This window comes from Sphingobacterium sp. BN32, assembly GCF_030503615.1.
Taxonomy (GTDB): domain Bacteria; phylum Bacteroidota; class Bacteroidia; order Sphingobacteriales; family Sphingobacteriaceae; genus Sphingobacterium.
Genome location: NZ_CP129963.1, coordinates 2662329 through 2677884 on the forward strand (window position 1 = coordinate 2662329; position 15556 = coordinate 2677884).

At 41.3% G+C, this 15556-nt stretch carries 13 protein-coding genes; 10 read left to right on the plus strand and 3 right to left on the minus strand.

The window, feature by feature from the left end:
- Positions 1-18: 18 nt before the first annotated feature.
- Positions 19-1656, minus strand: coding sequence for a gliding motility protein RemB (locus tag QYC40_RS11245; RefSeq protein WP_301990339.1), 1638 nt, complete (start codon positions 1654-1656; stop codon positions 19-21).
- A gap of 188 nt (positions 1657-1844) precedes the next feature.
- Here QYC40_RS11245 and QYC40_RS11250 point away from each other — a divergent pair, with 188 nt between their 5' ends.
- Together QYC40_RS11250 and murI are read left to right on the plus strand one after the other, a co-directional pair.
- Positions 1845-3266, plus strand: a complete 1422-nt coding sequence (locus QYC40_RS11250; RefSeq protein WP_301990340.1) for a glycoside hydrolase family 125 protein — start codon at positions 1845-1847, stop codon at positions 3264-3266.
- A 128-nt stretch (positions 3267-3394) separates the two neighbouring features.
- Positions 3395-4219, plus strand: coding sequence for a glutamate racemase (gene murI / locus QYC40_RS11255; RefSeq protein WP_301990341.1), 825 nt, complete (start codon positions 3395-3397; stop codon positions 4217-4219).
- Positions 4220-4282: 63 nt separating this feature from the next.
- Here murI and QYC40_RS11260 read toward each other — a convergent pair whose 3' ends face one another.
- On the minus strand, positions 4283-4705 hold the full coding sequence (locus QYC40_RS11260) for a SufE family protein (RefSeq protein WP_301990342.1): 423 nt from the start codon (positions 4703-4705) through the stop codon (positions 4283-4285).
- A 6-nt stretch (positions 4706-4711) separates the two neighbouring features.
- A complete protein-coding gene (locus QYC40_RS11265) occupies positions 4712-5935 on the minus strand; it encodes an aminotransferase class V-fold PLP-dependent enzyme (protein WP_301990343.1) in 1224 nt (407 codons plus the stop codon).
- A gap of 214 nt (positions 5936-6149) precedes the next feature.
- On the opposite strand from QYC40_RS11265, the gene QYC40_RS11270 reads away from it, so the two are divergent.
- The 8 genes from QYC40_RS11270 (at position 6150) to QYC40_RS11305 (ending at position 15497) form a co-directional block, all read left to right on the plus strand.
- On the plus strand, positions 6150-7145 hold the full coding sequence (locus tag QYC40_RS11270; RefSeq protein ID WP_301990344.1) for an acyl-ACP desaturase: 996 nt from the start codon (positions 6150-6152) through the stop codon (positions 7143-7145).
- 181 nt (positions 7146-7326) lie between these two features.
- A complete protein-coding gene (locus tag QYC40_RS11275; RefSeq protein WP_301990345.1) occupies positions 7327-7764 on the plus strand; it encodes a MarR family winged helix-turn-helix transcriptional regulator in 438 nt (145 codons plus the stop codon).
- 2 nt (positions 7765-7766) lie between these two features.
- On the plus strand, positions 7767-8771 hold the full coding sequence (locus QYC40_RS11280) for an NAD(P)/FAD-dependent oxidoreductase (protein ID WP_301990346.1): 1005 nt from the start codon (positions 7767-7769) through the stop codon (positions 8769-8771).
- 2 nt (positions 8772-8773) lie between these two features.
- A complete protein-coding gene (locus tag QYC40_RS11285) occupies positions 8774-9103 on the plus strand; it encodes a 2Fe-2S iron-sulfur cluster-binding protein (protein WP_301990347.1) in 330 nt (109 codons plus the stop codon).
- A 187-nt stretch (positions 9104-9290) separates the two neighbouring features.
- Positions 9291-10607 (plus strand): NAD(P)/FAD-dependent oxidoreductase, encoded by a 1317-nt coding sequence (locus QYC40_RS11290; protein WP_301990348.1) that lies wholly within the window; start codon positions 9291-9293, stop codon positions 10605-10607.
- A 357-nt stretch (positions 10608-10964) separates the two neighbouring features.
- Positions 10965-12635 carry a DNA polymerase/3'-5' exonuclease PolX gene (locus tag QYC40_RS11295; RefSeq protein ID WP_301990349.1) on the plus strand — a complete coding sequence of 557 codons (1671 nt, stop codon included), beginning with the start codon at positions 10965-10967 and terminating at the stop codon, positions 12633-12635.
- A 27-nt stretch (positions 12636-12662) separates the two neighbouring features.
- Positions 12663-14324 carry a M1 family metallopeptidase gene (locus QYC40_RS11300; protein ID WP_301990350.1) on the plus strand — a complete coding sequence of 554 codons (1662 nt, stop codon included), beginning with the start codon at positions 12663-12665 and terminating at the stop codon, positions 14322-14324.
- Between the two features lie 150 nt (positions 14325-14474).
- On the plus strand, positions 14475-15497 hold the full coding sequence (locus QYC40_RS11305; protein ID WP_149526761.1) for a rod shape-determining protein: 1023 nt from the start codon (positions 14475-14477) through the stop codon (positions 15495-15497).
- Positions 15498-15556: the final 59 nt, after the last annotated feature.

Consider the following 15556-nt stretch of genomic DNA (forward strand, 5'->3'; position numbering starts at 1 on the left):
AATAAAGATAATAGAATCTTACATATCACCATAGAAATTACGGAAACTAGAACGTAATCCAACGTTGATCACTCCAGATTTCTGAGTAGCCTGGTTCTCAATTTTATTGTATCGTTGCGTATATCCAAGTTCTAAACGCAGGTTATACTTAGGGTTCAAGACATAGGCAGCTTTGAAATCTGCATAGTATAAGTCATTCTGTACGCCCTGTCCGATTTTATTGCCATAATTATTTGGTGCGCTACTATAAGATTGGAAGATATCACCACCCCAGTTGATGATTCCTGCTGGAGTTGCCTCATCGGTTCCATAGCGGCTGTATAATCCCTGCACGGAGAAATCAAATCTATTCCATGAGTAATTAGCAATACCTAATAGTTCGCGGAAGTTTGCGCCACGAGGGTGTGCCAGAGGCTCTCCTCTGTTGCTGTAGTTTGAAATGGAAACATAATGCTGGTAGGTATATGGACGAACCATATTATACTCTCCTAAGATATTCAAGTTCTTTACGCCGAAGATGTTAAATGCTTTGGCACCTAACTGCGCACCCCATTTATTATGCACATAGCCGTTGTTTGCGAAAAATTCCTTTGCTGTAAATTCACCTAGCAAGAATTGGCCGTAAACTGTGGCGTTATCCAAAACTTTGTATTTAGCGTTCAAGCCCAAGAACATCTTATCTGGCGAAGAGCGGTTGGAATTTTCAACCGGACGCAGGAAGATAACCGGGCTAACATAGTTAAAATCAAAACCCCGATGTCCCGCTTCATTTCTATTTGCCCAAATAACGGATTGGAAGAAGCCGACCGACAAGCGGTTCGTAACGTTATAATCTAAGTACTGGAATGCTCCCCACTTGATGCCGTCACCATAACGACCTCCCGAGTTTAATGAATCTACGCGAGGATTCGTTGGGTCGAGCATATACGCCCAAATGGAGGTATATTGTACATTACCAATTTTACCCGTAAATTTTAAATGCGCATAGTTCGATGAGAAATCCGATAATAATACAGAACGGTATCCATCACCGATAAAGTTCTTATCGTAGGCTAAGGTCGCCTGGAAATAATCGCTGAAGTCGTAGGTTAAATTAGCTGTCGCATACATCCAATCTTTCTTTTGTTCCGTATGTCGCTTGGACTGCGCCTGACCTGGCACAACCATGCTGCGATCCACATAATCATCGATATACTCTGGAAATACCCCTTGATTCTCGAAGAAATTACCATAGAAAGTAAATTTATCTTTGATTGTCAATCCGGCTTGAATACCACGGGTATTTAGCCATGTTGTTCGCTTGTCGGCTGCGATTAACTCTGAACCGATTTGAAAATCAGGTAGTACATCCAAATAAAAAGTATGGTCTTCTTTTTCAACTTCAATCAGATGCTCATTGAATATTTTTCGCATAAACCAGTTATCAGACAGGGTCTGATTAGCTGTTTCAATGGAATCAAGTTTATCCAATAAGGCGCCTTTAAATAGAACGGGCTTTGAAGAAGTATGGTAACGGGTGTACGGGGAATATAATTCCTCATTCAACTTTTGATATTGTTGATGCGAAAAAGGCTGATTTCTAATCTGTGCTTGCAAAGAGTCTGCGGTTCCGATAAGTAAAACCGTAGCTAAAGCACCATTGATGATATGCTTCATATAATGGATTGGGTGTTTGGGCCTATACTAACAAATACTATTCCTAAAACGGAACAAAAATAGTTTTTAATTTTCAATCCATCGACATTAAGTCGAATTGCTATGCTAAAACGATTTGTTATTTCTTAAATCCGCTACAATTTGTATCTTGCTAAGGATTGAAATTATAAAACCTCACGAATAAAAATATGAAACGAAGAGCATTTATTCAGAACTCTGCTTTGTTAGGTGCCGGCGTTCTCGCCAGCAAGTTTTCCTTTGCGGGAACAAATCCTAGCTTTCCGGTGGTTCGAACAGCGGAATCAAAACGCCACTTCAATAGCAAAGTAATTGAAGGGATGATCAAAGAATTCCAGAAAAATGTAGCGGATAAAGAATTAGGCTGGTTGTTTAACAATTGCTTACCGAATACGTTGGATACAACCATTTACCTGGAAAACAAACCCAACCGTCGGCTAACCTATGTAATCACAGGAGATATCGATGCGATGTGGCTCCGAGATAGTAGCGCGCAGGTATGGCCCTACTTGCCTTTTATGAAGAAAGACAAGAATCTGCAGGATCTGGTTTTAGGTTTGATCAATAAACAATCTGAATGTATTCTAATCGATCCGTATGCCAATGCGTTCTACAACGATCCAACTAAAAAAGGCGAATGGTTCTCGGATCATACGGATATGAAACCGGGTCTTCATGAGCGTAAATGGGAGATCGACTCGCTATGTTATCCGATTCGCTTGGCTTATCATTATTGGAAAACGACGAATGACACAACGCCTTTTGATGATACCTGGGTAAAGGCGCAAGAATTGATCTACAAAACATTTGTGGAACAACAGCGTAAAGAAAACCTCGGCCCTTATAAATTTGAAAGAACTACAGCACGTGGAACAGATACACTTCAAGTTGACGGCTATGGATATCCGGTAAATCCTGTTGGATTGATCGTATCGAGCTTTCGTCCGTCGGATGATTGTAGTATCTTCCCTTTCTTGATTCCTTCGAACCTCTTTGCTGTGGTAAGCTTACGCCAGTCTGCGGAGATCATGAGAAAAGTGAAGAACAAGGCGGATATTGCATCAAAATATGAAGCCTTAGCGAACGAAGTTGAAGCCGGAGTTAAACAATATGGTATTGTCGACCACCCGACACATGGGCGTGTTTATGCGTTCGAAGTTGATGGTTTTGGCAGTTATTTAATGATGGACGATGCGAACGTGCCTAGCTTGCTCGCTCTTCCCTACTTGGGTGCTGTTGATGTAAATGACGAAGTATATCAACGCACGCGTGCGTTCATTTTATCCGAGAAAAACCCATTCTTTTTCAAGGGAACAGCAGGCGAAGGTATCGGCGGACCGCATATCGGACGCGACATGATATGGCCTATGTCTATCATTATGCGTGCATTTACATCAAAGGATGATGCAGAGATCAAAAAATGCGTTCAAATGCTGAAAAATACACATGGTGGCACAGGGTTTATGCACGAGTCTTTTCATAAGGACGATCCTAAGAAATTTACACGTCATTGGTTTGCCTGGACGAACACCTTATTCGGTGAGCTGATGTGGAAATTATACAAGGAAAAACCGCATCTTTTGAAAGCCTAAGCCAAAGATATATTTGAAGGCTGCCTTTATAGGCAGCCTTTTTCTATTGACAAAAGAAAAAAGAAACCTCATCTTTGTCTACTTATGGAGGCAGTAAAGCTAAAGAAACTGCCTCATCACTATTCTCTATGAGCGATACAACAATAGCAGGCCCGATCGGCATATTTGATTCCGGATACGGAGGTCTCACGGTATTTAAAGAAATACATAAGCAGCTTCCTCAATATGATTATATCTATCTAGGCGATAATGCACGCGTACCTTACGGGACGAGGTCTTTTGAAACTGTCTATGAATTTACAAAGGAGTGTGTTTTCAAGCTGTTTGATTTGGGCTGTAACCTGGTTATTTTAGCTTGTAATACGGCCTCTGCAAAGGCGTTGCGCTCTATTCAACAAAATGATTTGCCTCCGGGGAAAAAGGTATTAGGCGTCATCCGACCTACATCAGAAATCGTGGATCAATTTACCAAAAGCAACAAGGTCGGTATTTTGGCGACACAAGGAACGGTAAACTCCGAATCCTATGTTATCGAGATCAACAAGTTTCATCCGCAGATTGATGTTTTTCAGCATGCTTGTCCTTTTTGGGTACCCTTGGTAGAAAATAACGAACTGCAGAGCGAGGGCGCTCATTACTTTGTGCAACAGGATATAGAAGAACTTCTTGCGCTTTCTCCGAATATAGACACTATCTTATTGGCCTGCACACACTACCCCTTGCTATTGCCTATCATCGAAAAATATGTACCTGAAGGCATCAACATTATATCGCAAGGGAGGCTCGTTGCGGATAGCTTGGTCGATTATTTGCACCGACATCCGGAAGTGGAAGCGCAGTGTAGCAAAGGTAGCAAGCTGCAATTCTTCACGACCGATGATGCGAATGATTTCAATGAGAAGGCGGAGATTTTCTTTGGGAAGAGAATTGCCTCGCAGACGATCAAAGTCTAGATAAATAATATATACAAAAAAAAGGTCGCATGTATTGCGACCTTTCTTTGTATATATATTTTGTTAAATGCCCTGAGCTTGAAAAGCCAACGCATAGAGCTTCATCTGCTTCACCATAGACAACAAGCCGTTGGCACGCGTTGGCGACAAATGTTCTTTTAACCCAATATTTTCGATAAAGTATAAATCTGCTTCTGCTATTTCCTTTGGACGATGTCCGGATAATACTTTTACCATCAGACTCACCAAGCCTTTGGTGATAACAGCATCCGAATCTGCTGTAAAGTATAATTTACCATCTTTCACTTCTGGGAACAACCATACTTTGGATTGGCATCCTTTAATGATGTATTGATCTTGTTTGTTTGCTTCGTCGATCAAAGGGAGCTCCTTCCCGAGTTGGATGATATATTCATATTTCTCCATCCAATCTTGGTAGAACGCAAAATCTTCGATTAACTCGTCTTGTATTTCGTTAATTGTCATATCCTTTTATACCAGCATTGCCGTTGCGCGTTTTACACCAGCGACTAATGCGTCAATTTCTTCCTTTGTATTATAAACCGCTAAACTAGCACGCACTGTACCGGGAATATGGAATTGGTCCATCACTGGCTGTGCACAATGGTGCCCCGTACGAACGGCAATTCCCAATTTATCGAGGATCACACCGATATCGTATGGATGTGTTCCATCGACAACAAAGGAAATCACTGAAGATTTTTCCTTGGCTGTTCCTATAAAGCGAATACCTTCCACTGTGCTCAACTGTTCTGTAGCATAGGCTAAAAGTTCGTCTTCATAGGCCTTAATATTGTCGATCCCCAGATCATTGATGTAGTCAATCGCAGCGTTTAAGGCAATTCCTGCCTCAATATTGGGTGTTCCCGCTTCGAATTTAAAGGGTAGTTCGTTATAAGTTGTTTTCTCAAACGTTACATCCTTTATCATATCGCCGCCACCTTGGTAGGGAGGAATTTTATTTAACCATTCTTCTTTGCCATACAATACGCCGACACCTGTTGGGCCATACATCTTGTGGCCTGAGAAGGCTAGAAAATCAACATCCAATTCCTGTACATCAATCTTAATATGTTGCACCGCTTGGGCTGCATCTAGTAAAACCGGTACGCCTTGCGCATGCGCGAGTTGAATGATTTCTCGAACCGGATTAATCGTTCCTAAGGCATTGGAAACATAGTTTACTGATACTAATTTAGTTTTCGCATTCAACAAGGCTTTGTATGCTTCCATATCCAGTTCGCCTTCCTCATTCATCGGAATCACCTTTAGCGTGGCTCCCCGCTCTTCACACAACATCTGCCAAGGCACAATATTCGAGTGATGCTCCATCGCCGAAACGATTATCTCATCTCCGGCATGGACAAACTCGCGACCGTAACAAGTAGCGACTAAGTTGATACTATCTGTTGTTCCTTTGGTGATGATGACCTCATAGTCATGGGCTGCATGGATAAATTCCTGTAGTTTTCTACGCGTTACTTCGAAGGCGTCGGTGGAAATTTGACTCAGGTAGTGAACACCACGATGCACATTGCTGTTCATATCGGTATAATACGACATGATGGCATCAATGACTTGCTTAGGTTTCTGCGTTGTCGCGCCATTATCAAGGTAAATCAACGGTTTACCATTCACCTGGCGTTTTAATATGGGGAAATCCTCACGGATTTTCTGTATAGCTAGATTACTCAATTTATTCCGTATTGATGTGAAGACAAAGTTAACAATAATGCCTACAATCTTAGTATATATTATCTAATATAAACGTAATAATTAGGGGTAAAAACGCAAACAAATGCTGCCTAATACTGTCTTACAGTTTATGGAACTTCCTGCGTTTTTCTGGCAGGAATTATGAAAATATAAAATATATATTAAATTTACTTTGACTAACTTTGTTGTAATTATGCAAGAATTACCATTAAATATACCAGAGGGCTCAAGAAAAGAAGTGATGACCTACTTGGAACCTTTCATGATCAATGAAATGTCTGAGTATTTGAAACCTGTTGAAGAGATGTGGCAACCTGCCGATTTCTTACCGGACTCCTCACGCGATACTTTTTTTGAGGAAGTGCGCGAACTACAAGAAAGCGCGAAAGAACTTCCTTATGATTTAGTAGCTGTATTGATTGGTGACACCGTCACTGAGGAGGCTCTTCCTACTTACGAATCTTGGTTAACAATGGTGGATGATGTAGAGAAAAACGAGCAAGGTGGATGGATGAAATGGGTTCGCGCTTGGACAGCAGAAGAAAACCGTCACGGCGACCTATTGAACAAGTACCTTTACTTGTCGGGACGTATTGATATGCGTCAGTTCGAAATCTCTGTACAATACTTAATTAAAGATGGATTTGATATCGGCACGGGAGCAGATCCTTATCGTAACTTTATATATACCTCCTTTCAAGAATTAGCAACGAATGTTTCGCACCGTCGTGTTGCTGGTATTTCTAAAAAAAGCGGTGATAAATTACTGGCTAAGATGTGTGGCGTAATTGCTGCCGATGAAGCTCGTCATGCTAAAGCATATATGTCATTTATCTCACATGCAATGGCTGTTGACCCTTCGGAGGTCATGATCGCATTTGAAGATATGATGCGCAAGAAAATTGTGATGCCGGCGCACTTCTTAAGAGAATCTGGCGAACCACAAGGCGAGGCTTTTGCACACTTCTCTGATGCTGCACAGCGTTTAGGAGTTTATACGGCCTTAGACTATGTGGATATTTTAAAAGAACTTATTGCCGATTGGAAGATCGATAAAGTTTCTGGTCTGAACGAAAAAGGCGAGAAAGCGAGAGATTATTTAATGCGTCTTCCAGATCGTTTATTACGCTTAGCGGATAGAATGAGTATTCCCGAGAAGCAATATAATTTCAAATGGATTTATGGATAGTGATCTCACTATCAAAATTATAAAGGGAAGCTGTCGAAAGGCAGCTTTTTTTGTTTCTAGCTGTTAAGAAAGCTCCTCGAGCGAACTATAAGAAACAAAGTTATTTCTATGTCAAAAGTATTCTGATTATCTGTTATCACATAAATATTCCTTAGCTTTACTTGACATACTAATAATTGTTATGCTAACGGAATCCTTTAATCAATATTCTTTCATCTTAGATCAGACGGCGCGTCGTGTGAAGCAATTTGCGCAAAATTCCTTCGCAGCTCATGGCATTGATTTGACTGTGGATCAGTGGTCGGTTTTGAAAACGTTGTACGAAGATGCGGACCATACGCATCGGGAATTAGCGGAATTGTGCGGAAAGGATCAACCTACCATGACGAGAATCATTGACCTTCTGTTGAAAAAGGGTTATGTTGTCCGTGTTGAACATCCTACCGATCGCCGCTGTTTGCTTCTACATTTGACCGAAGCGGGGCGTGCAAAGGTGGATCGGTTAGCTCCCTTAGTGAAAGAGTTTAGGATGAAAGCGTGGGAAAACCTTTCGCAGGAAGATTTCGACCATTTTACGAGAATATTGAACACTATTTATAATAATCTAGAAACAAAATAGATATGATCACAACAGATATTTGTATCATCGGAGCAGGACCAGTTGGTCTATTCGCAGTATTTGAAGCCGGTTTGTTGAAGATGAGATGCCATTTAATCGATGCATTACCTCAGATTGGAGGTCAATTGTCAGAGATCTATCCGCACAAGCCTATTTACGATATCCCAGGTTACCCAAGTATTACGGCGCAGCAGTTAATCGACAATCAGATGGAGCAGATCGCTCCATTCCACCCAACCTTTACCTTAGGTGAACGTGTCGATCAGCTACAGAAGTTAGATGATGGTTCATATTATGTCATCGGAACCGAGGGTACAGTTATTCATTGCCAAGTGGTTGTCATCGCTGGCGGTTTGGGCTGTTTTGAACCTAGAAAGCCGGAATTAGAAAATTTAGAACGTTTTGAAGGTCAGAATGTTCATTATATGGTGAAGAACCCTGAGCGATTCAGAGATCAGCGTATTGTAATTGCAGGTGGTGGCGACTCCGCTTTAGACTGGACAATTTTCTTAGCAGACATTGCCAAAGAAGTGACTTTAGTGCACCGCAGCGATAGCTTCCGCGGCGCACCAGATTCTGCAGAAAAGGTTTTTAATCTAGCGCAGGATGGGAAGATTAATTTGTTGCTTTCCCATAATCTGCAAAAACTGGATGGAAACGGGACTTTAGAGAGTATTCATCTGATCAATAAAGCGAAAGAAGAAGTTGTTGTTCCTACCGATCATTTCATTCCATTGTATGGCTTGAGTCCGAAACTTGGACCCATTGCCGATTGGGGATTGACGATTGATAAGAATGCGATTGAGGTGAATACATTTGACTATTCAACGAACGTTGAGCGCATTTTCGCTATCGGCGATATCAATACCTATCCAGGTAAATTGAAACTGATTCTTTGTGGTTACCACGAGGCTGCATTAATGGCTCAATCAGCTTTCAAATATGTTTATCCGGATCAGAAATTAAGCTTTAAGTACACTACCGTTAATGGTATTAATGCATTTTAATTATGGAAAATATCATTAACATCGAAGTCGAAGACCGCGACGGTACAACAAAGAGCGTTGAAGTTCCTACAGATATCAATTTGAGCTTGATGGAAATCCTGAAGGCCTCGGAATATGATATCCTTGCAACCTGTGGCGGAATGGCATTATGCGCGACCTGCCACGTGGAAGTATTAGCAGGTGCGGAGCACCTCGCCGAGCCTGAGGACCAGGAATTGGATATGCTAGATACATTGCCAGATTTGACGGATAGCAGCAGACTAGCCTGTCAACTTCGGTTAAACAATAGTAATGAGGGATTAAAGGTAAAAATTAGAGGTAGTTTGCAGTAAGGATTTTGGTAGTGTATTTTTAACACTATTAAGACATAATGTAAATTACTGATTAGAAGATAAATAGATGCAAATCCGGCAATTAACGTTGGTTTAAACTTAAAATAATGTAACATTTTAATGGATTAGACGATAAAATGTCGGATATTTGTGCCTTATTTTAAAATTCTTATAACAAGAGAGCATTATGTTATTAAATCGTTCTGAACGAAACTTTCCTAGAGTTATCGTAATTGGAGCTGGGTTTGGTGGTGTTGAAGTTGCGAGACAATTGAAGAACAAAGAAGTGGAGGTTTTACTGATAGACCGAAACAACTACCATACTTTTCAGCCCTTGATGTACCAAGTTGCTACTGGGACATTAGCGTCAGATTCCATCTCCTTTCCTATCCGGAAGATGTTCAAGAATCAAAAGAACTTTCGATTCCGATTAGCGGAAGTTCTTCATATTGATACAGCGAACAAAATCGTACAAACATCTGTTGCGGATTACGACTATGATTACTTAGTTGTTGCTACAGGTGCTACGTCGAATTTCTTCGGGAATAAGGAGGTTGAGAAGTACGCTTTACCCATGAAGAACATTGTGGAAGCACTCAATATCCGCAGTTACCTATTACAGAATCTGGAGGAAGCTGTTCTACGCAAGAATGCCTCTGATCGCGAGCGTTATTTAAACTTCGTTGTGGTTGGTGGTGGACCTACTGGCGTTGAACTTTCTGGAGCGATTGCAGAGTATCAGCAACACATGCTCAAGATTGATTATCCTGAATTGTCTACCTATGAAATGAAAGTTCACTTGGTAGAAGGGACGGGCAAGATCTTAGGCGCACTTTCCGAAAAGTCGTCCCGCGATGCGGAACGTTATTTGAAAGAACTAGGCGTTAATATCGTGTTGAATACGACGGTGAATGGATACGACGGTAATACGGTGACTCTTTCTTCTGGCGAACAAATCCCTACGAAAACGGTGATTTGGGGTGCCGGTGTTATGGGACAGATGCCTACAGGTATTAAAGAAGAGATTATCCAACGTGGTAACCGTATCAAGATCGACGAGCAGTGTCGTGTAGAAGGCGAGAATGATATCTATGCTATCGGTGATGTATCGGCATTGATTACGGACGAAAATCCTAGAGGCTTACCTGGCGTCGCGCCTGTTGCGCAGCAACAAGGTAAGTATGTTGCAAATCATATCATCAATTCACTCAATAAACAAAGCACCGAAAACTTTAAATACTTCGACAAGGGGTCTATGGCAACGGTTGGACGTGCAAGAGCAGTTGTAGATTTGGGCAATTTCCATATGAAAGGATTTTTAGCTTGGGCTACTTGGATGTTTGTGCACTTAGTGTCTATATTCGGATTTAGAAATCGAGTGGTTACTTTTGTGAACTGGACGATTAAGTTCTTAACGCGAAACTCAGGAATACGATTGATCATCCATAAGTACAATCGTCCTGAACCGAGCAAGCCGGTTGTATCAGTTCCTGAACAACAATAATGTAAAACAAAACAAACTAAACATATGAGAAGGCTGTCTATTGAATAGATAGCCTTTTTTGTTGGCTTTTTAGCGCATTTTATAGTCTGATTTGTTAAAAGATGTTAATCTAAGCTGCTGTTGAGACGAAAGGCATCAGTATTGCGTTATTAGTGTAGTAAAAGAGTAAAAATTTCATAATTTAGGTTAATAATTGGTTTGGTAAAAATCCTGAGGTTCCCCGCCTCAGGATTTTTTATTTGTGGCAGCTTTCATTTGGTTTCGAGCCGTTTGCCCTGCTATTACCCCTCGCTTAAGTGTCTCAAAGCTTTTATTGAAATAAGATTTGTATTTTTGGGTTTCACCAACAACATCATCATGACAAATAAAGACATAGCTAAAGTATTCAAATTATGTGGTCAGCTTATGGAGCTTCACAATGAGAATCCTTTTCGAACAAAAGCTATGGCAGGCGCTGCCTTTCGTATTGATAAATTACCGTTCGCAGCTAGCGGTTCGAACTTGGAAGAACTTAGCGAGCAACCGAATATTGGAAAAAGCACCGCCGAAAAAATCATGCAGGTGATTACGACAGGAACCTTTCCGGATTTGGAGAAGTTGCTGGAGAAAACACCGGAGGGTATTGTTGAGATGCTGAAAATAAAAGGCCTAGGCCCGAAGAAGATTCAAATTATTTGGAATGACCTAGCGATTGAATCGGTGGGGGAACTTTACTATGCCTGCAATGAGAACAGATTGGTCGAAGCCAAAGGATTTGGATTAAAGACACAAGAAGACATCAAAAAAGCGATCGAGTTCTCGATTGCTAATCAAGGCTGGTATCTATTTGCTAAGGTATTGAAGTCGGCCGATACAATTTTTGCATCGCTGAAAGCAAGCCTGAACGATTATCAGCTTGAATTTACGGGCGATTTCCGCCGGAAGGCGGAGGTACTGCAGCATGTTGAGCTAATTACTGATGCACCGCATGCGGTTGCTGTAGAAGCCGTTAAAGCGCTCGACAATGAGTTTGCTGTAGATGCTGACGGTAGCTCGTTAAACTTTCGGGACGAAAACAACATCCCTTTTAGAGTTCACCTTAGCAATACCGAAGATTTCGCTAAGAATTTACTACTAACCACAGGCTCGCCTTTGCATATTGAACTCTTAAAGAACTTCGGGGAAATACCTTCATTAGGTAGCGAGAATGCCATCTATACTGCATTAGGATTATCCTACATTGAACCGGAGCTGCGTGAAGGAACAAATGAAATTGAGCTTGCTAAAAATAGCGCACTACCGCAATTGATAACTTATTCTGATCTTAAGGGCTCGCTGCATAACCACTCGACTTACAGTGATGGGGTGCACAGCTTAAAAGAAATGGCGCAATACCTTCGGGATGAGTTAAAGATGGAATATCTGGGCATATGTGATCACTCGAAGACGGCGGTCTATGCAAATGGACTTTCCATCGAACGCTTAGCACAGCAATGGGCGGAGATTGACGTATTGAACGCGGAACTGGCGCCCTTCAAAATATTCAAGGGCATTGAGTCGGATATTCTTTCCGACGGCTCGCTCGATTACCCCGATGAGGTATTAGCGAAGTTTGATTTCGTTGTGGCCTCTATCCACAGCAACTTGAAGATGGATGAGGAAAAAGCAACTACGCGGTTAATCAAAGCGATCGAAAACCCTTATACGACAATATTAGGTCATCCAACCGGTCGACTTTTGCTATCTCGCGCGGGTTATCCCATTGATTTTAAGAAAGTAATCGACGCATGTGCGGCGAATAATGTGGTGATTGAAATCAATGCAAATCCACTACGTTTAGACCTGGATTGGCGTTGGCATCAATACGCTTTAGAAAAAGGAGTTTTACTCTCCGTGAACCCCGATGCTCACCGCAAGGAAGGCTTTCTAGATATGGAATTCGGAATCTACGTTGCAAGAAAAGGCGGCCTATCTGCTGATAAATGTCTGAACGCTCTTTCATTGGAAGAGATTACTTGCTACTTCAATAATCGTAAGTCGAACGCTTAATGCTTATATTAACCTAAAAGATTATTCATGATCAATTTAAAACCGTTATTCATCGGCTTAGCCATGCTTTCAGGCATTTCGGTATCACAAGCGCAACTGATGAAAGCAAAAGAGATTTACACTAAGGCAGATTCACTGCGCGGGGAACTTACTCCTCTCCGCACCTGCTATGACATCAAATATTATCACTTGGATGTGAAAGTGGATATAGATAAGAAGTTTATCTCCGGCAGCAATCTATTCAAGTTTGCAGCAGTAGATCGCTTCAATAAACTACAATTTGATTTATTCGACAATCTATCTGTCGACAAAGTGGAGTATCGCGGCAAGTCCCTTCCTTTTACCCGGGAATACAACGCAGTTTTTGTAACCTTTCCAGATTATATCGAAAAAGGAAAGTTAGACTCCTTTACTGTTCATTATTCCGGCAACCCGATTCAGGCTACTCGAGCGCCATGGGATGGGGGTTTTGATTGGAAAAAAGATAGTCAGGGCAAGCCTTGGGTAGCGACCGCTTGCCAGGGTCTTGGAGCAAGCGTATGGTGGCCAAACAAGGATCATCAATCGGATGAGGTGGATGGTATGTTAATCTCCGTAGCCGTTCCTAATGGGCTGATGAATGTATCAAACGGTAGGTTAGTGAAAACCGAGAAGATGAAGGGCGGATATACCAAGTATCATTGGAAAGTAGACAATCCGATCAACAATTATAATATCGCTTTAAATATTGCTGACTACGCACATTTTCAAGAAACATACGCTGGTGAGAAAGGCGCGCTGTCAATAGACTATTATGTGCTTCAAGAAAACAAGGATAAGATAGCGCATTTGAAAAAGAATGCAAATGAGACGTTGAAAGCTTTTGAACATTGGTTTGGTCCTTATCCATTCTATGAGGATGGCTATAAACTAGTAGAAACTGCACATTTAGGAATGGAGCATCAGAGTGCCATCGCCTATGGCAACAAATACAAAAACGGCTATTTGGGAAATGATGGATCGCGTTCGGGATGGGGTTTAAAATGGGATTTCATTATTGTTCATGAGTCTGGACATGAGTGGTTTGGAAACAACATAACGGCCAAGGATTTGGGCGATATGTGGATACATGAAAGCTTTACAAATTATTCTGAAGCGCTTTTTATCGACTATTTTTACGGCAAGGAAGCCAGCCAGGCCTATGTGAATGGAAACCGTCGCGGCATTCAAAATGATATACCGCTTCAAGGCCCATACAACGTTAATAAAGAAGGTTCGGGCGATATGTACAACAAGGGTGGAGTACTGCATAACATGATCCGCACGATGATAGATGACGATGAAAAATGGCGTTCTTTATTGCGCGGTATAAATGCGAAATTCTACCATCAGACGGTCGATTATCAGGACATTCTAAACTATATGAACGAACAAAGTGGAATCGATTTGACCCGAGTCTTCGAACAGTATGTGCAACGCAAGAGCATACCTACCTTAGAGATCATTGAAAACAGTCCTGGAGTATTCATGATACGTTGGATATCGGAAGTCGACAACTTCGACATGCCGGTTCATATTTTTGATAAAGACGGTAAACGCCAATTGATAAAACCGACCACTAAGTTTAAGGTGATGCATCTAGACGGACTCACAAAAGAAAATATTGAGGTTGACAGCTTTAACTATTACATTGGTGTATCCATACAATAAAAAAACCACCTGAGACGTTATTTCTACCAGATTGTAAATCATTGTTAAATGGCTTAGTTAAAAGATGATTTTTCTAAAGGAGTAATTATTTAAAAACCATTTTTTTTCATTAGGTTTGCATAAAATTTTTAATTATACTTTCACATATAAATGGGGCTTTTTAATTGGTTTACGCAAGAAGTTGCAATAGACTTGGGTACAGCTAACACCCTAATCATTCACAATGATAAAGTAGTAGTTGATGAACCTTCGATTGTTGCCTTCGACCGCACGACAAACAAAGTGATTGCGATTGGTCGTCAGGCTATGCAGATGGAGGGGAAAACTCACGATAATATAAAAACAGTGAGACCATTACGTGATGGTGTTATAGCAGATTTTACAGCTGCTGAGCACTTGATTCGTGGGATGGTTAAACTAGTAAACAATGGAAAGAGTTGGTTCTTCCCATCGTTACGCATGGTAGTTTGTATACCTTCCGGTATTACAGAAGTTGAGAAACGCGCTGTTCGTGACTCTGCTGAGATTGCAGGAGCAAAAGAGGTTTACTTGATCCACGAACCTATGGCTGCTGCTGTTGGTATCGGGATTGATGTGGAAGAGCCTGTAGGAAACATGATCATCGATATTGGTGGTGGTACTACAGAAATTGCAGTTATTGCTTTATCCGGTATTGTATGCGATCAATCTATCCGTGTTGCCGGAGACAACTTCGACTCTGATATCGTTCAATACATTCGCCGTCAGCATAACATCATGATTGGAGACCGCACAGCGGAAAAAATCAAGATTGAAGTTGGTGCTGCCCTTCCTGAACTTACTGACCCACCTGAGGATTTCGCTGTTCAAGGTCGTGACCTGATGACCGGTATTCCTAAACAGATCACTGTTTCATATACTGAGATTGCACACTGTTTAGATAAATCAATTTCTAAGATTGAAGAAGCTATCCTTAAAGCATTAGAGATTACTCCTCCGGAACTATCCGCAGATATTTACCAAACCGGTATCTACTTAACGGGTGGTGGTGCTTTATTAAGAGGATTAGACAAGCGTATCCAAGCAAAAACTAAGTTACCGGTACACGTTGCAGAAGATCCACTTCGTGCCGTAGTAAGAGGTACAGGTATTGCGTTGAAAAATATAGGACGCTTCAAGTTCTTAATGCAGTAATAATAAACTGAGATATATTTATTCGTTGCGCGATATAATGTTCTTGTTAAACGTTATAT